Origin of the sequence: Selenomonas sp. oral taxon 126 (genome assembly GCF_001683335.1) — a bacterium.
Taxonomy (GTDB): domain Bacteria; phylum Bacillota; class Negativicutes; order Selenomonadales; family Selenomonadaceae; genus Centipeda.
On the sequence record NZ_CP016201.1, the window covers coordinates 247,175 to 268,800 of the forward strand.

The window sequence follows — 21,626 nt, forward strand, 5'->3', positions numbered from 1 at the left end:
ATGGAGTTCCGCCATCCCGTCGCAGACGGTACGCTCATGCGCATGATCTGGCTCGTCGACGCGCCCGCTAGGAACGCACTCTCATCGGAGGCACTTGCGGCAAGGGGAATTGATCCGAACAGCTTCATCCCCTGCCTCGGCGAGTTCGTCGGCAAGGCGTACGCAGACGGACGCAATCAGGACATCTGCGAGCGCTACATTCCATGGACACCCGAACTTGAGACAAGTCTCCACGCACTCATCGCAGAGCGTGACCTCGCTACCGAGAACGACTACGGCGCACGCGCAGAGACAGTGACGGATCCCGCCTACAACATCGTCCTCGCCTACGTGGACGGGCACAGCCTCCACATCACATCCGAGGGGCAGACCTTGAACGAGCACGAGGCGACCATTGAGGACGCGCTGCTCACATGGGCAGATGACGCCTTTGAGGCAGACAGGAAATAGCGTTTGCACTATTGATGATCCCATGACACGATACACAAACAATGTCATGGGATATTTTATTGGCAAATCTTTCAAAGAGGTATTGACTTGGAGTCATCTTCAAGGGTTATATTATGTAGCAGTGAAGAAAAGAAAGCCTGTCAACGGAGGATGCTATGAAAAATTGGAAGCGCTATATCGGCGGTGCACTGCTTGCCTTCGGGCTTGCCGTGCTGCCGCAGTGTTCCTTTGGCAATCATGCTGCCGCCCCTGCCGAGGTGCGCGGCATTGTGCTCACGGGCGAGGCGAAGCAGGACTATATCAGGGAGCAGATGGATGCTCTCTTCTACCCGTCCGAAAATGCAAAGGCAGAGGAGTTCACAGCGCCTGCGGGTTGGACGTATGAGAAGTTCATCATTGGAGATGTGCCCGTCGAACGTCTCGCTCCTCCAAATCCAAAGTCCCGCCGTGTCTTTTTGCAGCTGCACGGCGGCGGCTATATGGGCGGTCTGACGGATCTCTACCGCGTGCTTGCCGTGCGTCAGGCAGAGTACACGGATGCGGCAGAGGTCTACTGCGTGGAGTACCGCCTTTCGCCCCCATACGTCTATCCCGCAGCACTCGAAGATGCGGCGGCGGTCTATCAGGGACTCCTTGCGCGCGGAATCGCACCCGAGGACATCATCCTCTTTGGGGATTCGGCGGGTGGCAATCTCGCGGTCGAGCTTGCCATCCATCTGAGGGACGAGAGTATCCCTCAGCCCGCTGTGCTCATCCTCGCCTCGCCGTGGGCGGACTTTGAGCATAAGGCGGGTACGTCTCGCACGTGGAATTTCGACAAGGACAAGGCGCTCGGCAAGGGAACGCCGCTCGGGGCGGTCATACACTTTACACCGCCGTACGCGGGCAGCCTCCCGCTCGACGATCCGCGTCTCTCACCGATTCACGCCGTTCTCAGCAATCTCCCGCCCATGCTGATCCAGACAGGCGGCTACGAACTCTTCCTGACGGAGGACGAGCTGCTTGCGAAAAAGGCGCAGGCAGATGGCACGCCTGTGACGTTCACGGTCTACCCCGAGATGCCGCATGACTTCGCGCTCGTCCTGCCCGAACTCGCCGAGAGCTTCGCCTCGCTTGAGGAGATGCAGAGCTTTGTAGATCAGCATATGCCGAGGTGAGAAAAGTTTTCCCCATCTCGCAAAGACAACATAATGAATCGGAGAACTCTAAGGAATCGCTGATAAAATGAAGTCCGTCAGATTGGCGTAGATTTTTTCGTCCGATTGAGGAGGCAAACCGGACGCATAGCAAAAGCTATGTGGAGGATTTGCCGACAAAAAGCGGGCAAAAAAGATGCGTCAAGATGGCGGTGCTGAATTTATCAGTGCTTCCCTAAGGAGGCAAAAGCCATGCTCACGTACAAAGGTTATCACGCAAAAGTTTCATTCAATGAGATTTGTGTGTATTCTTTTAACATGGGAAACCTCCGTACCTGTTGGATACGTCTATTATACAGGAAACGGGAACAAACAAAAAGCCGACATTGCTGTCGACTTCTTGTTGAGAGAGGTTCTCTTCGTTTTTCAGTAGCCTCCGTGTCGCACGGGGGAGGCTTTGTATCGTCAGAACGCCCACTTGACGGAGACGCCGCCCGTGATTCCCTGGCGCTTGCCCTGCCATCCGCTCAGGTTCAGATCGTAGCTGACGCGGCTGTCCGCCTTCGGTGCGAAGCGATAGCCAAGCTCGAGGAGTGCGCTGCCGCCCTTCAGCGAGGGGCTCGGCGCACTGTCGCCCTGTGAGGTCGCATGTGCGTCGCCATCGAACTCGTACTCCCATGCAAGCCCTGCGTAGAGTTGGCTCAGCGCCGTCGCGCCGTGGGTGTAGCGCGTGCCGATGCGCAGACGATGCGAGTTGACCGCGTCGAAGTCATAGGTTTCGCCCGAGCTGAGATGTGCGCTCGTGCCCGCCGTATGCGCGTACGCATAGCGCACATAGGCGCTGACCGTATCGCCGGACTTCACGTGGAAGTCCTTGCCGACGCTGACGTGCATCGCGTAGTAGGTACTTGTCGTGTCGTAGCTCGCAAGACCCGTGTAGTCGCTCCTCGTCCGGCCGACGCGCAGCGCACCGTCGATCCAATTGTTCGCCTTCGTCTCGAGTTTCGCCATAACGCCCGCGCCGATGTAGCTCGTCTTGCCGCTGCCGTGCGTGCCGTCGTCGAGGTAGGAGTCATAGCTGCCGCGCCCGTATTCGATGAACGGACCAAAGGTCAGCGTGCCTTCCTTCACCGCATTCTCACGCGCCCAGCCGACGCCGAGATTCCAGCCCTTCATATCGACGTAGGAGCCCGTCTTGTGGCGGAGCGCGCCACCACCCACGCCTGCCCAGAGTCCGAAGGGAACTGCGCCCGGCGTTGCCGCCGCAGCAGCCGCCTCCTTCTGCGCCGCATCCGTGCCCGTACCTGCGAGGAAGTCCGCGCCGTCGTTCAGGAATGCGCTTGCGCCCGTACGTGTCTCGACGAACGACTTACTCTGTGTGGAAATCTTCGCCTTTGCAACCGTCGCAATGAGCGTGTTCCCCTCCGATACAATGTCAAAGGTGTACTCACGCGAAGCTCCATCCGTGCCCTGCACCGTCACATTGTCACCGAGCACAACGCCGCCATCCGTATTCTCGATGAGTGTGATCTTATCGCCGGGCTCGAGTTTCTGAGATGCACCGTCGCGGTGAAAGCCAATGTTCATCCCCGAGAGATTTTTTTCTCCGCCGACACTCGTGAGTTTCAGCAGGGTATGGGCACCACGTGTGGGGGCTGTCTCAAGATCGAAATGAATTTTCTGGATGCGGTCAAAGTCACCGATCTGCGTTGTCGCAGTGCCGTAGGAAACGGCGAGCGTATTGCCCGTACCGTTTGCCGCCGTGCCACCCGTGACCGTACCCGCAACAGTGGCATTGCGGAGGTTGATGCGGTTGTTGTTCGTGACTGCACCATGTCCGCCGATAACAGAGCGAACCACTGCGTTGACAAGATTGACCGTGTTGCCCGATGCCTCGGCGCCAGCTTTGCCGCCGATCACGGCACCCGCACGCGCATTGTCAATTGTGACCGTATTGCCCGTCGCCGCGCCGCCCGGTACATCCGTAAAACCGCCGTAAACCGTTCCGGAAATCTGAGCAGCGCCGTTCACAGTGACCGCGTTCCGATAGCTGTTCCTCTGATCCGCCGCCGTCGTGCCCGCGCCGCCGGTATAGCCGCCGTAGACATTCGCGTGCGTGCCCGTCACGGTGATGGCATTGTCATGCGTGGAGTTGCCCGCCCGTGAGATGCCGCCGTATACGTCTGCGCCGCCGTTGATCGGCGTTGTCACACCCGCGAACCGATAGCCCTCGTACGTGAGACTCGTAATCCGATTGTTCAAACCTCGAACGACCGCAATATTCTGCTCCGTTGTCGCATCCGTCACAGACCTCAATACGCCGCCCGTATACCCCGTGAGGTTGATCCCGTTTGCATTGTAAAGCAGGGTAACACCGCCGCTCACCGTGCTGCCTGTCGCGTCGATCGCGTCCTTGTTCAGTGTCGTCGCCGTAGCGCCATTTAGGTGCAGCATGGTCGCACCTGCCGCCGCATTGCTCGCGTCGAACGTCACCGTCTGGAAGCCCGCAATGTTCGCGGCGGTATTCGTTCCCTTGACGTTCAGCACATTGCCCGTGCCATTTGCAGCCGTACCGCCCGTGATCGTACCGTTTACGGTCGCACCTTCGAGGTTGACTGTGTTGGCGTTCGTAGTCGCACCATCTCCGCCGACAACATCGCCGGAGATGGCAGCGCCGCCGAGATGTACCTCATTGTTCGATGCCGACGCACCCGTGGAAATGCCGCCCGTAACTGCACCTGCATTCTGATGAATGAACACCTTGTTGCCCGTGGCATCCCCTACCGACTGACCGCCAATGACCGCGCCGCTGATTGCACTCTCGATCGTGACCGTGTTGCCCGTCGCCGCGCCGCTTGCGGCATCCGTAAAGCCGCCGTAGACCGTCCCCGACACAGCTGCGGTTCCGCGCACAGTGACATGGTTGCGAATGCTGTTCCCCTGCCGCTCTGCCGTTGCTGTCGATCCCGTGCCCGTCGTCCAACCGCCATACACATTCGTATGACTGCCGCCATCGACCGCGATCTCGTTCTCCGTCGTCGTGTTGCCGATGCGCGAGCGTCCGCCCCATGTGTCCGTTCCTTCGGATTCAGCGACTGTCGCGCCCTTGAAGATCAACCGCGTATAGTCAAGGTTCTTCTCCGTGCTGTCCAGACGAAGCGTCATCTCTGCTGTATCGCCTGTTATTGTTGCGGACGTTACGCCGTCCTTGATTTTGATTTTGCCGCGTTCCTTCTCAATCAGCGTCCCTGACTTCATCTGCGGTGATCCATAGACCCCAATGTCATTCAAACTCGCTATCTTCAAATCCATCGACTTACGCAGTGTGAGTTTCGGCTGAAGGGCTCCATTGAAATAGAAATTGAGTTTCTCAAAGCCAATGACAGAGTCCGCCTCTGCACGTGTCTTGACGTTGAGCGTGTTGCCCGACGAGGCCGCACCGTATCTTCCACGCGCCACCCAGACAAACTTGGAAATATTCACCGGCAGAGCACGTTTCCCGTCGCCGAGATTGACTACATTATTCGTCAGCACGCTCCTGCTGTTGTCGGAAAACGCAGCATATACCTCGCCCGCGATCTCGCCGCCCGCAATGGTGACAATATTCCCCGTCAGCGTTCCTTTGCCGCGCACAAAGCCGCCGATGATGTCCTTTTGAACGATTCCACCGTTGATCGTGACGCGATTCCCCGCTGCCGTACCCGTGGAATTGCTTTTTTCAATTGCGCCGCCATAGACCGCGTCCTTGACCGTTCCGCCGTTGATCGTAACCGTATTTTCCGTCACGTTGCCCGTCGATTTGACTTCGTCGATGACACCGCCCTTGATCTTGCCGTCAATCGTTCCCCCGTTGACAACAACCTCATTCTTGTGAACGTTCCCGCGTGCCTTTGCCTTTTTGGAATATCCGCCGTAGATATGCGATGTCGTACCACTGTGAACCGTGACAGAATTTCCCTCTGCACTACCCGTCTCGCTGTTGACAAGTCCGCCCGCCATCGTTGCACCGACCTCGCCCGAACGAAATACGAGCTTGTTGTGGTTTGCGTTGCCGCCGTTCTGTGCAGCACCGCCATACCCCACCAGGACTTTGGAGTTCATAATCGTCAGTGTATTTCGTTCCGCATTTCCTGTACCGAGCGCAGCACCGCCATAGACGGCGTTGTACTCATAATCATAGTCCTGGATGGTGAGTGTATTCCCCGACGCATCTGCGCCGTCCGCTCCAACGTCGCCCGCAGCCCCTGTTGTGAGCGGGCTCGGTACATTCTTGACCGGCGGATGTGAGGGATTGATTGTCACATCTGCTGCATAAGTATACGGTGCAAACGCGCCGCCGACTAATGTCATCGCGGCAAAAAATGCCATTTTTTTAGATTTGTTCCCCTTGAACAACAAACCATCCTCCTAAATTACTTAAGGAATCGCTGATAAAATGAAGGCCGTCAGATTGGCGTAGATTTTTTCGTCCGAACAAGGAGGCAAACCGGACGCATAGCCAAAGCTATGTGGAGGATCGCGGGCATAGTGCGGGCAAAAAAGATGCGTCAAGATGGCGGCGCTGAATTTATCAGGGCTTCCTTAACAGTGATTCTTACATTTTAGGACAATACTACCATATTTTCCATAAAAAAGAAATATTATTTCAAAAAGCAGGACATCCCGTCGTCAAAACGAGATGTCCTGTTCCTTATTTTCAGCTATGCCTCTCTGCGGTCGAACGGTACCTGCCCGAGCTGAAGGTCGGGGTTGTTCTCGCGAATCCAGCCAAGCGCCCACTCGTTATTGACGAGGAGGACGGGGTTGCCGTTCCTGTCGTGGACGAACATGCCGCGATCCGCACCGCGCAGATCGGCGGGCGTGATCGTGCGCCCGTCGGGGAACGCGAGCCAGCGCGCCGTCTCGAACGGCTGCATCTGCATCGTGATCTCCGTGTTGTACTCATTCTTGAGGCGGTACTCGAGCACCTCGAACTGGAGCGTGCCGACCGTGCCGACAATGTAGCTGTCGAGTCCCGCGCCGACCTGCTCGAAGAGCTGAATTGCGCCCTCCTGCGTCAGTTGCTCGATGCCCTTGACGAACTGCTTGCGCTTCATCGTGTCCTTTGCCGCGACGCGAGCAAAGCGCTCGGGCGGGAATACGGGGAAATCCTCGAATTTGAATTTATGCGAGGGGTCGCAGAGCGTGTCCCCGATACCGAACACACCGGGGTCGAAGAGTCCCACGATGTCGCCGGGATACGCCGTGTCAATGATCTGGCGATCCTGTGCGAGGAACTGCTGCGGCTGCGCGAGCTTGATGAGCTTGCCCGAGGGCGCGTGCCAGACGCTCATATTGCGGTCGAACTTTCCCGAGGAAATACGGATGAACGCAAGGCGGTCACGGTGCGCGGGGTTCATATTTGCCTGTATCTTGAAGACGAACCCCGAGAATTTCTCATCGTCGGGTTCGATCACACCGTCCGAGGAGATGCGCGGTGCGGGTGTCGGCGCGAGGCGGATGTACTCCTCGAGGAAGTTCTGCACGCCGAAGTTCGTCATTGCCGAGCCGAAGAACATCGGCGTCAGCTCGCCCGCATCCACCGCTGCACGGTCGAACTCCTCACCCGCGTCGCGCAGCAGCTCGATGTCGTCGTGGAGCGCAGCGGCGACATCTTCGCCGACGCGCTCCACCCACGCGGGATCCTCCATCTCAAACACCTCGGAGACGCGTGTCTCCTGTCCGTGCGTTACATCCTCGGCGAACAGCTCGATACGATTCTTCTCGCGGTCATAGACGCCGCGATAGGTGCCGTCCGTCCCAATCGGCCAGTTCATCGGATAGGAGCGGATGCCGAGCACGTTTTCCAGCTCGTCCATCAGGTCGAGCGGCGCCTTGCCGAAGCGGTCGAGCTTGTTGACGAAGGTGAAGATGGGAATGCCGCGCTGACGGCAGACACGGAACAGCTTGCGCGTCTGCGCCTCCACGCCCTTTGCCGCGTCGATGATCATGACGGCGCTGTCCACCGCCATCAGCGTGCGGTAGGTATCCTCGCTGAAATCCTGATGCCCGGGGGTATCGAGGATGTTGATACGATAGCCGTCGTAGTCAAATTGGAGGACGGACGAGGTGACGGAGATGCCGCGCTGCTTCTCGATCTCCATCCAGTCGGAAACGGCGTGACGCTGCGTCTTGCGTGACTTGATCGAGCCGGCGAGATGGATGGCGCCCCCGTAGAGCAGCAGCTTCTCCGTGAGCGTGGTCTTGCCCGCGTCCGGATGTGAGATGATGGCGAATGTGCGGCGCTTTTCGATTTCGCGTGCGAGTTCTTCCTTTAATGTTGCCATGAATCTCCCTTACTTCATTTTATTTCAAGGTCAATGATACGGGGCAGTGGTCGCTCCCGAATACGTCCGCATGGATCTCCGCCGCCGCGATGCGGTCACGCAGCTCCTCGGAGACGAGGAAGTAGTCAATGCGCCACCCCGCATTCGTCTCGCGCGCATGGCGCAGATACGACCACCACGTGTACGCCCCCGTCAGATCGGGATAGAGGGCGCGGAAGGTATCGACAAAGCCCGCTGCGAGCAGCTCCGTGAACTTGCCGCGCTCCTCGTCCGTAAAGCCCGCGTTGCGCCGGTTGCTCTTCGGGTTCTTGAGGTCAATCTCCGTATGCGCGACGTTGAGGTCGCCGCAGACGACGACAGGCTTCTTTGCACGCAGATCGAGCAGAAACGCGCGGAAGGCATCCTCCCAGACCATGCGGTAGTCGAGACGCAGGAGACCGTTCTTCGAGTTCGGCGTGTAGACGGTGACGAGGTAGACATCCTCGAACTCCATTGTGATGACGCGCCCCTCGTTGTCGTGCTCCGGCGTTCCGATGCCATAGCTGACCGAGAGCGGCTTCACGCGCGTAAAGATCGCCGTGCCGGAGTAACCCTTTTTCTCCGCACTGTAGAAATACTGCTCGTAGCCGGGCAGATCGAGGATCGCCTGCCCCTCCTGCATCTTCGTCTCCTGCAGGCAGAATGCGTCGGCATCCAGCTCCTTGAAGGACTCCATAAAGCCCTTTTTGAGTGCGGCACGCAGCCCGTTGACGTTCCATGATACAAAGCGCATTGCGTTCCTCCGTCAGAGCGTCTTATACTGAGAGATCGGCCAGAACACGAGGACTGCCTTGCCCTTGATGAGGTCGTACGGCACGAAGCCGACATCAGCAAAGCGGCTGTCCTCGGAGTTGTTGCGGTTATCGCCCATGACGAAGATGCGTCCCTCGGGCACGGTCGACTTCGGGTACTCGCTGCGCGTCTTCTCGAGGATGTAGTCCTCGGTGAGCAGCTGGTCGTTGACGAACACGCGCCCCTCGTGGATCTCAATCGTATCTCCGGGCGTTGCAATCACACGTTTGATGAAGTCGCGGCTCGGATCACGTGGGTACTGGAAGACGAGCACTTCGCCCTTCTCCGGCACGCGGAAGCGATAGATAAATTTATTGACGACGAGGCGCTCCTCCGACTCAAGCGTCGGGCGCATCGACGGACCGTCGACGACGTAGAGCTCCACGATAAACGTACGGATGAACATGGCGAGCGCGACGGCAACGACAATGGATACAATCCAGTCCTTGATCTCCGCCGCAGTCGACGTTTCCTTTTCCATAAAATCCTCCTCTCAAACGAGAAAAAACAGGAAAAAATAGGGACTGCCGCAGCAGTCCCCATCCATGCCAGATTAGCGCTTTTCCCGAATGCGAGCCGCCTTGCCCGTAAGTCCGCGCAAATAGTAGAGCTTCGCACGGCGGACGATGCCACGGCGCGTCACCTCGATCTTTGCAATACGCGGAGAGTGCACGGGGAAGAGTCGCTCGACGCCGACCCCCGACGCAATGCGGCGCACAGTGAAGGTCTCACGCACACCCGAACCCTGACGCGCAATGACAACGCCCTCGAACACCTGAATGCGCTCGCGCGTGCCCTCAACGATGCGCGCATGGACGCGAACCGTATCGCCCGGTGCAAATGCGGGGATGTCGGAGCGGAGCTGCTCCTTCTCAAGGATCTCGATGATATTCATATATTTTCCTCCTTCGCTCGGACGTTCATAGCCGGCTCATGCCGCCCAGCGGACCATCCACACACATACCCAGTGACTATAGCACAAGATGGGCGTTGACGCAAGAAAAATTTTCTCAGAGGCTCCATATTCCCTTCATATTTTCCTCGGGATACTCCGTCGGGCAGGGATCCCCCTTTTGACGCGGACGGCGCGGCGGCATATGCTCCTGCCAGTCAGGCTCGCAGGTGATGCGGTTGCGCCCGTTCTCCTTCGACTGATAAAGCGCCGTGTCCGCGCGCTTCACCATATGATCCGCCGTATCCTCCGCCGTGCCGTACCAGATGGCGACACCGCCGCTGCACGTCACCTGATCCGATGGATGGATGTGTGCCTCGGAGACCGCCTCACGAATCGTATTGGCGAATGCAAGTGCCTGCGCGCCGTCGTAGTGAAGACAGAGCAGGATAAACTCCTCTCCGCCCCAGCGGATGAGGATGTGACGTCGATCGAGGAAGGCGCTGATCGTCTGTGCAAAGCCCACGAGCACCACGTCGCCGACATCATGTCCGTATGTGTCATTGATGTTCTTAAAGTGGTCGATATCGAACATGATGAGTGCGAACGGTTCCTTGATTTCAAGAGAGATGCGCATGAAGTCGCGCGTCGCAGTAGGGAATTTATTGCGATTGAATGCGCCCGTGAGTGGATCGACCTCCATCTGTCTGGTCACGACGTTGACCTCGTTTTCGAGGCTCGCCGAGAGCTCTGCAAGATAGCGCTCATGTGCGGCGCGCTCCAGGATCAGCTGGACGATGAAGAAGCCAATCGTATAGATACCAAAGGGAACAAAGTACGTATGCCACGGGAATACACGGTACTGGAACGACAGCCCGTCGAGAACCGCAAGCGCCGAGAGCGTGCCAAATGCCACAAGGAGCGGCCGACAGCGCTTGTTGCCGCGCCGATGGCATACGAAGAGCCAATAGCCTGTCAGCAGACCGCAGACAGCGAGCGCAATATAGAAGAAGAAGCGCATGAGATAGAGACCGTTCAGCCCCAGCACTTCAAGCACGATGCCAATGCCAAGAATGAGTCCATATACGAGGGAGACCAACAGAATGCGCTTCTTGTAGTCATCGTCGATGATGCGGTAGATCAGCAGATTTGCCGACAGCGGCATGAGATAGGATGAGATGAGCTCGAGAGTCCACCAGAACACAGGCCAGTCGAGCCAGAGAAGTATGAGACTCGACGAGCTGATCATCCAGACGAAGAAGACCACGAGGACGACAATCAGACGCAGATAGACATCCCGGAGCTCCTTCTCCGTAAAGAAGTAGACACCAAGCAGCAGGATGAAGATGAGGAGCGCCGTAATGCCGCTCACATACGGGAAGTCATAGAGAAAGACGTCCTCGATCTGATGTGCGGCTCGATCCAGTCGGACGCGGTCAAACTGTCCGAGCACCCAGATATTGTCCGAATGAACCTGAAAATAGAGTTGACGCCCGACCGCCCACGCAGGAAGATCGACAAGATGCCACTTGCGCCCATAGGAATGCGCGGGGAAACTATGCTGCCCAAGATCGCCGTAGCGATAGATAGAGACACCATCCAGAAAGATCTGCACCGACTGATCGGTCGTGGAGAAAAAGAGGCTCTCATCCACGCCCGTATCCGGTGGAATGTAGACGCGAATCCAGACATGGTGCGTTCCCTCCGGCACAGCGACACCAAACTGCGGATTGAACCGGCGCCAGCGTCCCTCATCCTTTGGAAATGCGGGGACGGTCTTCGCTCCCTTGACGCTGAACTCCGGCGAATCTGTCTCCCAATACTCCCATGACAGTTCGGAGGTCTCAGCGGAAGCGATATGCCCCGTGAACAGAAGCAGCGCAAGCAAAAAGACCTGCACAAACAGGCAATATCTCCGATTCATCTTCCGCCACCTCCTCTCAAAATTATTCGTTGAAAAATGAAGTATACTTAAGGTATTTAGGAAGAAAGTCCCAATAATATTTTGCGCACAGTCTCCTCGGGAACATCATCGCGTACGACAACCGTTCCGATACCCTCGGCGACTACCCAGTGAATGCGCCCGCCGACCGTCTTCTTGTCGTGAAAGAGATCCTCGTACATCGCATTCGCCGTCACGCCCTCAGCTCTCTGCGGCAGCCCCATCGCGCAGATTAGCTGCTCTATGCGCTGGCGGTCAGCAGTAGGGAGCAGTCCCATCGCCTCGCTGATTTTCGCCGCGCCGATCATGCCGATCGCAACTGCCTCGCCGTGGCGATAGCGCACATAGCCCGTCTCCTTCTCGATCGCGTGCGCAATCGTATGCCCGAAGTTCAGGATGCGCCTGAGCCCGCCCTCGCGCTCATCCTGCCGCACGACGTCCGCCTTGATCTCACACGAGCGCGCGATCATGTGCGCCGCTGCGGCGGGTTCGAGCGCAAGTACCTGTGCAGAGTGCTCCTCGAGCCACGCAAAGAAATCGGCATCACAGATGATGCCGTATTTGATGATCTCGCCGAGTCCCGTCGTAATCTCGCGCGCAGGCAGCGTCACGAGCAGATCGAGATCCATAAAGACCGCATCGGGCTGATAGAACGCCCCGATGAGATTCTTGCCGAGCGGATGGTTGACGGCGACCTTGCCGCCGACACTCGAGTCCACCTGTGCGAGAAGGCTCGTCGGCAGCTGTATAAATGGCACGCCGCGCATATAGGTCGCTGCGACAAAGCCGGCGAGGTCGCCGACCACACCGCCGCCGAGCGCAATGATCGGCGATCGGCGGTCAAGCCCCAGCTCAATCGCGCGCGTGAAGAGGCGATCTGCCTGTGTGAGACTCTTCGAGGACTCTCCCGCAGGAATCACTGCAATCTCTGCATGCAGCCCGGCACGTTCGAGCGCTACTGCAATCCGTCCGGCATGGAGCGCTCCGACATTTGTATCCGTGACGATCATGCCGCGTGCGGAGTACCCCGCCTGACGCACGAATGCAGTCATTTCATCGTCAACGGAATTCCCGATCACAATGGGATAGCTGCGCTCCCCAAGCTCGACTGCCACTCTGCGTATCATATCATTTTCTCCATATCCGCAGCGCCTGCATGATGTGCTCTGCCACCTCGAGTGGCGAGCGGCCTCCCGTGTCGACTGTGATGTCCGCATCCTCGTAGAGGGGGCGGCGCACCTCGAGCAGCTTCGTGACGGCGGCGCGGCGATCGCCCGCATCCGCATGATCGAGCACGGGGCGCGTACCGCGTGCGGCTGTCCGCTGAAGGATCGTATCGACATCGGCAGTCAGCGCGACGAGGATTCCGCTGCGCTGGAGCATGGCGACATTCTCCGCATCCTTGACCGTACCGCCGCCCGTTGCAATGACGAGATTCGTACGCCCCGCAGCCGCGCGCACGGCTTCCTTTTCGCGCGCACGGAAGTACGGCTCGCCATGTTCGCGAAACATCGCAGGGATGGACATGCCGCAGCGCTCCTCGATCTTGTGGTCGAGATCGTGAAATGCGCAGCCCAAGCGCGAGGCGAGAAGACGCCCCACGCTCGTCTTTCCCGTGCCCATAAAGCCGATCAGTACGACGTTCTTCATGCGCGCTCCCATACCCTTTCGAGGCGCGCACGATAGGCGGCGAGTGAGGACTTGAGATCGCTCATGGAGTCCGCATGGAACTGCGTACAGATGGCATCCGCGAGGACGTAGGAGACCATCGCCTCGCCGACCACGGAGGCAGCAGACACGGCGCAGGTGTCGCTGCGCTCCTTGCTCGCCGAGACCTCCCTGCCCGTTGCAAGGTCGACCGTCTTCAGCGGCGTCATCAGCGTCGGGATGGGCTTCATCGCCGCACGCACAATGAGAGTCTCCCCGTTCGTCATGCCGCCCTCGATACCGCCCGCACGATTCGTCCTGCGGCAGGGTCGTCCGTCCGCCCCCATATAGAGCTCATCGTGGATCTCGCTGCCGGGCAGATGCGCACATGCAAAGCCCGCGCCGATCTCCACGCCCTTGATCGCCTGAATGGACATGACCGCACCCGCAAGCTGCCCATCAAGGCGTCGATCCCACTGCGTATGCGAACCGAGACCCGCGGGCAGTCCGCGCACAACGACCTCGAAGACGCCACCGAGCGTATCGCCCGCCGCCTGCGCCTTGTCGATGCGCGCCTTCATACGCTCCTCCGCCTGCGGGTCGCACACATTCAGATCGCCGCTGTTCGTCACGCCGATGTCCTCCACACGGACTCTCGCGCTGTCGACCATCACGCCGCCGATCTCCGTCACATGCGAGGCGACCGTTACGCCAAGCGCCGCAAGGAGCTGACGGCAGACGGCACCGACGGCAACGCGCATCGTCGTCTCACGCGCACTCGAGCGCTCGAGAATGTCGCGCGCGTCCTGACGGTCGTATTTGAGCACACCAGAGAGATCTGCATGCCCCGGACGAACGGCTGTCACCTTCGGCCCTGCGGGCGCACCAAAGGCATCCATGCGCTCCGTCCAGTTCGCAAAATCACGGTTCACAACCTGCAGCGTGATCGGCGATCCAAGCGTCTCCCCGAAACGCAGCCCCGAGAGCACGAGGGCGCGATCCGTCTCGATCTTCATGCGGTCACCGCGTCCGTAGCCCTGCTGGCGGCGCGCAAGCTGCACATCAATCGCCTCGCGCGTCACGCGCAGCCCTGCCGGCATCCCGTCGAGAATCGCCGTCAGCGCCGCACCGTGCGATTCGCCGCTTGTGACAAAACGCAGCTGCCCCATTCAAATCCCCCACAATAAATAAAAGTCATTATCCCATCTTAAGTAAATTCGATACAGCCTCTTGTTTTCCTGCAAAATTTTTTCATTTATTAGACGTGTCACACTCACTCCTGCTTCTTCTTCATCACACTCGTGGCAGTCTCCATGCGGACGGCAATATCCAACGCATCCCCATCTGCCGTGACGGAAAAATCACCGAAACGAATGCCGGGCTCCGCCTCCTGCACGGCATGCAAAAATGAAAGCAGATCGAAGTAGCTGCCGCGCATTTTGATCTCGATCGACCGAACGACGATCTCCTCCATGTGTACGGGAGGCTGCGGTGCAAAGTGCGCAAGCACAACATTGTTCTGCCGCGCGAGCCTCTCCACCGTGCGGATGAACGAGCCCTGTTCCTCCTCATCGGGCAGGGCGTGCAGGAGAAACGCCTGCCGCGCGCGCAGCTTCTGCTCCGTCTGCGGCTCCGCGATCAGCGTCCGCTCGTGGAGCTCCACGCGTGCGAGAAACGCCTCTGCAGCTGCACGCTCCGCCTCCGCAGCCGTGCGCTGCGCTGCAAAAAAGGGGGCAATCACAAGCGTATAGAGGAGAAACAGCCCCAGGCCCCAGATCAATGCGATCCGGGTGCGCTCGCGCTCTGAAAAGCGCTCCACGATCCTCACAGCCAATCACTCCGCAGCGTAAATCGAATGTGCGCAGGAGCCTCGGGCGCAGCACGCTCCTCCCCCGCCTGTTCAACGGTCAGCATTGCCGAGAAGAAGGGATCCTCCTCCATTTCGCTCATAAAGGCTGCAAGCGCCGCATAGTTCACGGCTTCCCCCTCAATGCTGATCTCATGGTGCTCTGCCCGCACGCTCGTCAACCGCACGCCGTCCGCTGTGATCGTGCCAAGGTGGACAAGGAGGGCACGCACGGGCGACGCACCTTCCATAAACGCCGTCAATATCCGCTCCCGCTCCGCCACATCGGCACGCAATGCGGCAAATTCCTCCATCTGCCTGCGCTCCGATGCTCTGAGCACAAGCTCCTCCACCGCGTGATCGCGCGCCTGACGCGCCGCCGCGCAGGAGGCAAGATCCGCCGCCACATTGGCGAGAAAGACGGCCGCTGCAACTGCGGCAATCAGTACGGCGGCATAGGGGCGCAGCCGCTCCAGGCGAATACGCTCGGCTGCCCAGTACAGATTCTCCATTTTTCCTGCACGCACGAGCAGCCCCGCATAGACGGCGGGCACATACGCATCCCCCGCGCCCTCATCCTCCCAGGGCATACGCGGATCGCGCGCCGCCTCGATCTCCGCTACAAGAAGGTTGTCCTCCGGCGGGCAGACTGTAATCAGGCGCAGCGCAAGCCCCAATGCGGAAAATGCAGAGAAATACGCTCCGATGCGTGCACCTTCCATGCGCGCCGTCCAGTAGCGCTGCGGCATCGTCTCCTGCAGGGGCATACACAGGAGCCGCACATCATCGGACAGCTCTTTGCCCATCTCATCCACCTCTGCACGCAGATCCCAGAGCAGTGCCTCCCGCAGCTCGCCACCTGTGATCAGCACGGGCAGCGTGCGCTCCTCCGTCTCCGCTTCAAAGGCGGGGAGTGCGAGCGCCAGCGGCAGCTTCTCCCATCCCGCATTCTGCAGCGCGGCACAGACAGCGGAGGCGAGCACCGCAGCATCCAAAGGCGTTGAGCAGGGTGTCTCCGTCATCCGTGACTCCGTCACCATCCACGCACGACCGTCGCCGTCCGCAGAGCCCAGACGCACGAGTGCAAGCCCCTCATGCGCGGGATAGATGCCGACCGCCTCGCGCGTGCGCCAGGGCAGATTAAAACCAGCGCCGCCAGACATAATGCTCACCCTTCTTCTCCATCTGTGCACGAACGATCTTTGCCCGCTCCCACTTCTCTCCGTCGGGGAGGTTCTCCTTACGCTGATCGATGGCAGCCGCTGTAACCTTCAGCACGTCCTTCGGCTCTCTGGCATCGGGTCCCTCGAGGAAGATGTGAAGCTCAATATCCGCTCCCACAGGAACGTTTTCCTTCGCGATCTCCTCCGTGATCTTCTTCCGCTGATTCCGCGCAGGGGGATCTCCATATGCTTTGGGATTCTGCTCAAGTTTTGCCGCAGCCGTCTCCACCGCGCTCTCGGCGGCAAGGCGCAGCTGCATTTCCCGCTCATATTCCACCGCCACATTGGCACCGCCGCGCATGAATGCAGCAGCGGCCAGCCCAAGCAGAAGAATTACCGTCAGTACAGCGAGCCCGACGGCAGAGATTGTGCCGCGTTCATCCCTATTTGCCACTCATATCCTCCCGCAGGTAGACAGAGGTTGCGAGGCTATAGCTTCGCCCCGTCACCACACTCACGCCCCTCATCTCGATGTGATAGAGATGCGGGCGCTGCGCATCCTCGCGTACGGAGAACGCCTCGATATGGACGCCCGCCCCGCCAAACGAGCCTGTAATGGGAGATGTCACCGCATTGTGCACCAGACGGCCTTTCGTGAGCCAGTAGCGATCCAAGGGCTCGTGATCCCATGTCCTCTGGCGCATTTCAAAAATGCCCCGCTGCCGCTGTCCGATGCGATCGGAGAGCAGCGCCGACTCCACAATGCGCGCAGCTGCCATCTGCATCTCCTGCCGCAGCTCCGCATCCGCAACCTCGTCCTGATAGCTGCGCCATGACCACACGAGTGCAAATGCAAGGAAGCTCAGCAAAAGCAGGCAGATCGACATGCTGACAGCATACTCCATCAACAGAAAGCCCCGTGCGTCCGCGCACCTCTCAGGGACTGTGCACCGCTGAACCATGATGCCTCATCCTCCGCACAAAGTCCGCCTGCTCCTCATGCCCCAAATGCTCCCATGAAATCCGCAGATGCACATCGTAGAACTCATGCTGATGCACAACAGATGTCTCGACCTGATAGACCCGATCATTCGAGCTAACCTCTGTCTGCCCGGACAGCGGCGGTATTCCCTGATCCAGCTCCGCCTCCATCATCGAGAGCTGCGCGCGTGCGGCGAACGCTGCCTCCATGCGTTCGGCAGCACGCTCCTCCAGCAATGCTGTCCGCGCAAAGAGGGCGAGTGCAGCTGCAGTAGCGAGCACAATGATCCCGAGCACAACGGTCTCGATGAGAATCCAGCCTGCCTCCGCCCTATTCCTCCTCGTCGACATTCGTTGCTCCTCGGTGCAGGCGGATTCGCGCCGCCTGGTCAATCACAACGCGGAGCGCATCCTGCTCATAGCCCACAGCATAGACCCGAATCTTCATATTGCGGCTCCACTCCCACGCAATGTCGCCGTTGCGGTCAAACGCCACGCGCTTTCCATGCGCCGTCTCCTGCTCGAATCGCACGAGCGGCAGCGGCTCATGCACACGAACAGTTCCATCAAACGGGCGATGCAGCGCATAGCCGTCGGTGTAAATTTCAAGACGCGGATCGCGTTTCCAAGAGCGCCTGCCCTCAAGCATATAGAGCTCCATCGCTGTCACACGGCTGAGAGCCTGCACGCGCCGAATTTCGGCAATGAGATGCATTGCCTCGTATTCCACCGCAGCACGGGCATAAAACGTGCGTGCCGCAGGAAGCGCCGCCGCGCACACAATGCCGAGAATAGAGAGGACAACGAGGAGCTCCAGGAGCATGATGCCCCGCATGCCGGCGCACCTCACCGAGCGATCCCCCAATAGAGCTGCCAGAGCTGCGCGCCCGCGACAAAGGCGACATAGCCGCCGACCGCAAGGAAGGGGCCAAAGGGAATCCCGTCGCGGCGCTTTTTTCGCCCCGTCACAAGGAGGAGGATTGCCGCAATGCCGCCGAGGATAAAGGCGATCCAGACGGCGATCAGAGCCGCCTCCCAGCCGAGCCAGATGCCGAGTGCCGCAGCAAGTTTTACATCGCCGCCGCCAAGACCACCGCGCGCGGCAATATACAGGCAATAAAATAAGACGCCGCAAAGCGTCCCGCCAATGAGTGCATTCCCGACAGGCGTCAAAGCCCCCATCAGAGAAAGTACGAGCCCCGCTGCCCCAAACGGCAGGGTAATCACATCATAGAGCATGCCGTCCCTGAGATCGAGGAAGGAAAGCCAGAGGAGCACCGCCGCAAAGATGACACCGCAGAGGCTGCGCAGCGTTATGCCGACGAGAGCGAAAATGCCGACGAGGGCGAGCAGCCAAAGAGCAGTGAGCGGCACAAGGGCATTGCGCGCAGGAAAAAGCGCCTGTGCCTCCTCCTGCATATCCCCGCCTCCGTTCTGCGCTTACTCCTTCGCACGAAACTCCTCTGCGGTTTTTCCATCGCATGTCGCGCGCAAGCCTTTTCCCTTGTCCTCTATCGCATAGGACTTGTTCTCCATGGATTCCTCTTTATCTCCAATCCGCACCTTGCCCGAAGGAGGCTTGAGATTATCCAGATCTGTCACATACTCTGCCAGATCCTTGATGTTTTTCGGGTTCCGCCCCTTCGCCGTCTGATAGAGCACGATCGCCGTATCGAGTGTCGTGAGATCCGCCTGCACCTTCACCGTATTCGCCGTCACAATGGCAGATGTGAAGCGCGGCACGGCAATCGACAGGATCACCGCGAGGATCATCACAGCGAGCAGCGTCGAGAGCAACGAAAAGCCGCGCTGACACCGCACAAGCGGGCGCAGAGAACTGCGCCGTCTACTTGAAATCCACAAACTCATCGATGCGCGCACCGCCCTTCGTCATCGGCTCCACGAAACTGCGCCACACATCCATCACGATGACACGCGGGTGCGCAGCGTCCTCGAGCGCATTTTTCAGCGCCGCCGCAAACTCCTCCTGCGTAGAGACGCGCACTGCCTTGATGCCAAAGCTCTCCACGTATTTCACGTAGTCCATCTCATAATCGAGCTCGCATGCGATGTAGCGCTCGTCATAGAGCACCTTCTGCAACTGACGGATCATGCCGAGCCCGCAGTTGTTGACAATGATTGAGAGAACAGGGAGACCCAGACGCGCGATTGTGTAATACTCGTTGCCCGTCATCTTGATACCGCCGTCACCCGCGATGTGGATCACGCGGCGGCTGTCACCCCACGCGAGCTGCGCGCCCATTGCGGCGGGCAGTCCGTAGCCCATCGTACCGAGACCACCCGAGGTCAGCCACGTCCGCGGCTCCTCGACGCGCAGATGGAGCGCCGCCCACATCTGGTGCTGCCCCACATCCGTCGCATAGGCGTATGCCTTGCCACGCGTATTCTGCGCGACCTGATGCAGTGCCCACGGCACGGTCAGGCGACCGACATGGTAGTCGTAGTCATATTCCTCCTGCCACGCGCGGATCTGCTCCCACCAAGCGGAGAGATCCCCCTTCGGTGCCTGACGCATGAGCAGCTTCAGAATTGTCCGCATATCGCCCGCAAGACCGAGGCTGCTGCCGACGTTCTTGTCGATCTCAGCAGGGTCGATGTCGATGTGGATGAACTTGCGATTCGCCGTATACTTGCTGAGATTGCCCGTCTGGCGGTCGGCAAAGCGGCTGCCGATGGCAATGACGAGATCGGCGGCGCCAATGGCGTAGTTCGCAGCCTTTTCCCCGTGCATCCCCGCGAAGCCGAGCATCTGCGGATGCGTGCTCGGCACCGCTCCCATGCCCATGAGCGTATGCACGACAGGCAGATGGTATTTTTCGATGAACGCCGTCACCTCTGCCGAGGTGCCCGCCGAGATCACACCGCCGCCCACGATCACGAGGGGGCGTTCTGCGACTACGATCTCCGCCGCCGCCTCCGCTGCACAGATGATAAAGTCCGCGTCGGGCTTCCCCGGTGTACGTATCTGCGGCTCCTGCGCGGTATAGGAAACCTCCTCGAAAAAGAGATTGCGCGGCACATCGATGAGCACGGGACCCGGCCGCCCGCTGCGTGCAAGGTCGAACGCCTGACGGATCGTCGGCACGAGATCAGCAACATTCTTGATCTTATAGTTGTGCTTTGTCACAGGCATCGTCACGTCGAGGATGTCCGTCTCCTGAAAGGCGTCGCGTCCGAGCATGGCAATGTCAACCTGACCCGTGATTGCAACCACGGGAATCGAGTCCATATACGCCGTCGCAAGACCCGTCACAAGATTCGTCGCGCCCGGTCCAGACGTTGCGATGCAGACACCGACGCGCCCCGTTGCACGCGCATAGCCGTCCGCTGCATGCGCGGCATTCTGCTCGTGTGTCACGAGAATCTGCCGGATCGCGTCCTGTGCATAGAGCGCATCATAAAGAGGCAGGATCATCCCGCCGGGGTAGCCGAACAAGGTATCCACACCCTGCTCACGCAGACACGCCAAGACCGCCTCCGCACCTCTCATATGTGCGCACTCTCCTCTAGTTTGCTACACAGTTGCACTCATATTATACCATAAGCCAACGAATTAGAGCAAGCTGTGCATGCGTCCAATCTCACGAATTTTTTCGACCGACATCTCCGACACACGCGAAATCATTTCGAGCGGCAGCTTTTCCTTCAGCATTCCAAGGACGGCAGACATGCGTCCCTGTTCAAGTCCGCGCTCGAGCCCCTGCTCAAGACCTTGCTCTCGTCCGCGCTCAAGACCTTGCTCAAGACCTTGCTCTCGTCCGCGCTCAAGCCCCTCCTCAAATTTTGCCTCTTCAAAAAGTTTCTGATTCCATTCAAAAGCCACCATGTCAATCACCTCACGCTCATGCTCTATCAAGAAATCTTTCATCACATCGTGTTCAATACAATACCGAACAGCTTCACGAATGGCGGCTTCCCGCTCCATTCCACGCGCCATATTCACCTTCACATATTGGATAAACATCGCATAGTCACGCATTGCGGCGCTCCTGCCAAGCAGAAGTTTTGCCTCATCATAGGCGACGTTATGCACGCACACCTTTAGCTCGAGGTTGACCGCATTGCTCGCCTCCGCATATGCATCCGAAAGTTTCATCTCGTATTCTTCCGGCGTATTCACCCCGCCCGTGTAGAACACATGAAACTCAGGCACCGGCAACGTAATTCTCTGATTCATATAAATCTGCTTCGAATCAATCGTCTTGCGCAGCTGCTCACAGACATAGTAGAGGCAGCGCAGGGGCATATTCTCATTCGGCGTGCTCTGATGCTCGAGAAAAATGAGATAGCGCCCCGCCAGCAGGAACGAAACATCGTTCTTGATCTGCGACAGGAACGTCCCCTCAAGCGTCACAATCTCCAGCCTCTCCTCTGCCGCATATGCCTTTCCC

General features: G+C 58.9%; 21 protein-coding genes. 2 read left to right on the top strand and 19 right to left on the bottom strand.

Annotated elements, in window-relative coordinates; genetic code table 11:
- Nucleotides 1-450, top strand: a 450-nt coding sequence (locus AXF19_RS01035; protein WP_237141639.1) for a hypothetical protein, incomplete at its 5' end; no start/stop codon positions are given.
- A gap of 155 nt (nucleotides 451-605) precedes the next feature.
- Complete coding sequence (locus tag AXF19_RS01040) at nucleotides 606-1,607, top strand: alpha/beta hydrolase (RefSeq protein WP_066843874.1); 1,002 nt, start codon at nucleotides 606-608, stop codon at nucleotides 1,605-1,607.
- A gap of 444 nt (nucleotides 1,608-2,051) precedes the next feature.
- Here the strand turns inward: AXF19_RS01040 and AXF19_RS01045 are convergent, their stop codons facing one another.
- The 19 genes from AXF19_RS01045 to AXF19_RS01135 form a co-directional block, all read right to left on the bottom strand.
- Complete coding sequence (locus AXF19_RS01045) at nucleotides 2,052-5,936, bottom strand: autotransporter subunit beta (protein ID WP_237141640.1); 3,885 nt, start codon at nucleotides 5,934-5,936, stop codon at nucleotides 2,052-2,054.
- A gap of 350 nt (nucleotides 5,937-6,286) precedes the next feature.
- On the bottom strand, nucleotides 6,287-7,912 hold the full coding sequence (locus AXF19_RS01050; protein ID WP_066843876.1) for a peptide chain release factor 3: 1,626 nt from the start codon (nucleotides 7,910-7,912) through the stop codon (nucleotides 6,287-6,289).
- A gap of 19 nt (nucleotides 7,913-7,931) precedes the next feature.
- A complete protein-coding gene (locus AXF19_RS01055) occupies nucleotides 7,932-8,684 on the bottom strand; it encodes an exodeoxyribonuclease III (protein ID WP_066843879.1) in 753 nt (250 codons plus the stop codon).
- Between the two features lie 12 nt (nucleotides 8,685-8,696).
- Complete coding sequence (gene lepB, locus AXF19_RS01060) at nucleotides 8,697-9,224, bottom strand: signal peptidase I (RefSeq protein WP_066843882.1); 528 nt, start codon at nucleotides 9,222-9,224, stop codon at nucleotides 8,697-8,699.
- A 72-nt stretch (nucleotides 9,225-9,296) separates the two neighbouring features.
- Nucleotides 9,297-9,638 carry a 50S ribosomal protein L19 gene (rplS, locus tag AXF19_RS01065; protein WP_066843885.1) on the bottom strand — a complete coding sequence of 114 codons (342 nt, stop codon included), beginning with the start codon at nucleotides 9,636-9,638 and terminating at the stop codon, nucleotides 9,297-9,299.
- A 115-nt stretch (nucleotides 9,639-9,753) separates the two neighbouring features.
- Entirely contained in the window at nucleotides 9,754-11,559 is a 1,806-nt protein-coding gene (locus AXF19_RS01070) for a GGDEF domain-containing protein (RefSeq protein ID WP_066843888.1), read from the bottom strand.
- Nucleotides 11,560-11,615: 56 nt separating this feature from the next.
- On the bottom strand, nucleotides 11,616-12,704 hold the full coding sequence (gene aroB / locus AXF19_RS01075; RefSeq protein ID WP_066843894.1) for a 3-dehydroquinate synthase: 1,089 nt from the start codon (nucleotides 12,702-12,704) through the stop codon (nucleotides 11,616-11,618).
- A 1-nt stretch (nucleotide 12,705) separates the two neighbouring features.
- Nucleotides 12,706-13,227, bottom strand: a complete 522-nt coding sequence (locus AXF19_RS01080; RefSeq protein ID WP_066843898.1) for a shikimate kinase — start codon at nucleotides 13,225-13,227, stop codon at nucleotides 12,706-12,708.
- Nucleotides 13,224-14,393 (bottom strand): chorismate synthase, encoded by a 1,170-nt coding sequence (gene aroC / locus AXF19_RS01085; protein WP_066843901.1) that lies wholly within the window; start codon nucleotides 14,391-14,393, stop codon nucleotides 13,224-13,226. Before aroC ends, AXF19_RS01080 begins: the two co-directional genes overlap by 4 nt.
- Before the next feature lie 104 nt (nucleotides 14,394-14,497).
- Nucleotides 14,498-15,004: a type 4a pilus biogenesis protein PilO gene (gene pilO, locus AXF19_RS01090; RefSeq protein ID WP_237141641.1), complete on the bottom strand. Its 507-nt coding sequence runs from the start codon at nucleotides 15,002-15,004 to the stop codon at nucleotides 14,498-14,500.
- 44 nt (nucleotides 15,005-15,048) lie between these two features.
- Nucleotides 15,049-16,233: a PilN domain-containing protein gene (locus AXF19_RS01095; RefSeq protein ID WP_066843904.1), complete on the bottom strand. Its 1,185-nt coding sequence runs from the start codon at nucleotides 16,231-16,233 to the stop codon at nucleotides 15,049-15,051.
- Nucleotides 16,211-16,687, bottom strand: a complete 477-nt coding sequence (locus tag AXF19_RS01100; protein WP_066843907.1) for a hypothetical protein — start codon at nucleotides 16,685-16,687, stop codon at nucleotides 16,211-16,213. Before AXF19_RS01100 ends, AXF19_RS01095 begins: the two co-directional genes overlap by 23 nt.
- Nucleotides 16,677-17,138, bottom strand: coding sequence for a prepilin-type cleavage/methylation protein (locus AXF19_RS01105; RefSeq protein WP_237141723.1), 462 nt, complete (start codon nucleotides 17,136-17,138; stop codon nucleotides 16,677-16,679). The genes AXF19_RS01100 and AXF19_RS01105 overlap by 11 nt, the downstream gene beginning before the upstream one ends.
- A 31-nt stretch (nucleotides 17,139-17,169) precedes the next feature.
- Nucleotides 17,170-17,565, bottom strand: a complete 396-nt coding sequence (locus AXF19_RS01110) for a hypothetical protein (RefSeq protein ID WP_066843914.1) — start codon at nucleotides 17,563-17,565, stop codon at nucleotides 17,170-17,172.
- The gene (locus tag AXF19_RS01115) at nucleotides 17,546-18,049 is read right to left on the bottom strand and encodes a prepilin-type N-terminal cleavage/methylation domain-containing protein (protein WP_066843917.1); all 504 of its coding nucleotides are present in this window, start codon (nucleotides 18,047-18,049) and stop codon (nucleotides 17,546-17,548) included. Before AXF19_RS01115 ends, AXF19_RS01110 begins: the two co-directional genes overlap by 20 nt.
- Before the next feature lie 11 nt (nucleotides 18,050-18,060).
- Nucleotides 18,061-18,633, bottom strand: a complete 573-nt coding sequence (locus tag AXF19_RS01120; RefSeq protein ID WP_066843920.1) for a prepilin peptidase — start codon at nucleotides 18,631-18,633, stop codon at nucleotides 18,061-18,063.
- A 21-nt stretch (nucleotides 18,634-18,654) separates the two neighbouring features.
- A complete protein-coding gene (locus tag AXF19_RS01125) occupies nucleotides 18,655-19,083 on the bottom strand; it encodes a competence type IV pilus major pilin ComGC (RefSeq protein ID WP_066843922.1) in 429 nt (142 codons plus the stop codon).
- Nucleotides 19,061-20,725, bottom strand: coding sequence for a biosynthetic-type acetolactate synthase large subunit (gene ilvB / locus AXF19_RS01130; RefSeq protein ID WP_066843925.1), 1,665 nt, complete (start codon nucleotides 20,723-20,725; stop codon nucleotides 19,061-19,063). Before ilvB ends, AXF19_RS01125 begins: the two co-directional genes overlap by 23 nt.
- A 63-nt stretch (nucleotides 20,726-20,788) precedes the next feature.
- A partial coding sequence (locus tag AXF19_RS01135) for a transposase (protein WP_066843926.1) occupies nucleotides 20,789-21,626 on the bottom strand: 838 nt, incomplete at its 5' end.

What these genes read in the sequence shown, in the direction of transcription:
- AXF19_RS01040 (WP_066843874.1), top strand. Translation starts at nt 606, where the DNA reads ATGAAAAATTGGAAGCGCTATATCGGCGGTGCACTGCTTGCCTTCGGG.
- AXF19_RS01045 (WP_237141640.1), bottom strand. Translation starts at nt 5,936, where the DNA reads ATGACATTAGTCGGCGGCGCGTTTGCACCGTATACTTATGCAGCAGAT.
- AXF19_RS01050 (WP_066843876.1), bottom strand. Translation starts at nt 7,912, where the DNA reads ATGGCAACATTAAAGGAAGAACTCGCACGCGAAATCGAAAAGCGCCGC.
- AXF19_RS01055 (WP_066843879.1), bottom strand. Translation starts at nt 8,684, where the DNA reads ATGCGCTTTGTATCATGGAACGTCAACGGGCTGCGTGCCGCACTCAAA.
- lepB (WP_066843882.1), bottom strand. Translation starts at nt 9,224, where the DNA reads ATGGAAAAGGAAACGTCGACTGCGGCGGAGATCAAGGACTGGATTGTA.
- rplS (WP_066843885.1), bottom strand. Translation starts at nt 9,638, where the DNA reads ATGAATATCATCGAGATCCTTGAGAAGGAGCAGCTCCGCTCCGACATC.
- AXF19_RS01070 (WP_066843888.1), bottom strand. Translation starts at nt 11,559, where the DNA reads ATGAATCGGAGATATTGCCTGTTTGTGCAGGTCTTTTTGCTTGCGCTG.
- aroB (WP_066843894.1), bottom strand. Translation starts at nt 12,704, where the DNA reads ATGATACGCAGAGTGGCAGTCGAGCTTGGGGAGCGCAGCTATCCCATT.
- AXF19_RS01080 (WP_066843898.1), bottom strand. Translation starts at nt 13,227, where the DNA reads ATGAAGAACGTCGTACTGATCGGCTTTATGGGCACGGGAAAGACGAGC.
- aroC (WP_066843901.1), bottom strand. Translation starts at nt 14,393, where the DNA reads ATGGGGCAGCTGCGTTTTGTCACAAGCGGCGAATCGCACGGTGCGGCG.
- AXF19_RS01095 (WP_066843904.1), bottom strand. Translation starts at nt 16,233, where the DNA reads ATGTCTGGCGGCGCTGGTTTTAATCTGCCCTGGCGCACGCGCGAGGCG.
- AXF19_RS01105 (WP_237141723.1), bottom strand. Translation starts at nt 17,138, where the DNA reads ATGGAGTATGCTGTCAGCATGTCGATCTGCCTGCTTTTGCTGAGCTTC.
- AXF19_RS01110 (WP_066843914.1), bottom strand. Translation starts at nt 17,565, where the DNA reads ATGTCGACGAGGAGGAATAGGGCGGAGGCAGGCTGGATTCTCATCGAG.
- AXF19_RS01115 (WP_066843917.1), bottom strand. Translation starts at nt 18,049, where the DNA reads ATGCGGGGCATCATGCTCCTGGAGCTCCTCGTTGTCCTCTCTATTCTC.
- AXF19_RS01120 (WP_066843920.1), bottom strand. Translation starts at nt 18,633, where the DNA reads ATGCAGGAGGAGGCACAGGCGCTTTTTCCTGCGCGCAATGCCCTTGTG.
- AXF19_RS01125 (WP_066843922.1), bottom strand. Translation starts at nt 19,083, where the DNA reads ATGAGTTTGTGGATTTCAAGTAGACGGCGCAGTTCTCTGCGCCCGCTT.
- ilvB (WP_066843925.1), bottom strand. Translation starts at nt 20,725, where the DNA reads ATGAGAGGTGCGGAGGCGGTCTTGGCGTGTCTGCGTGAGCAGGGTGTG.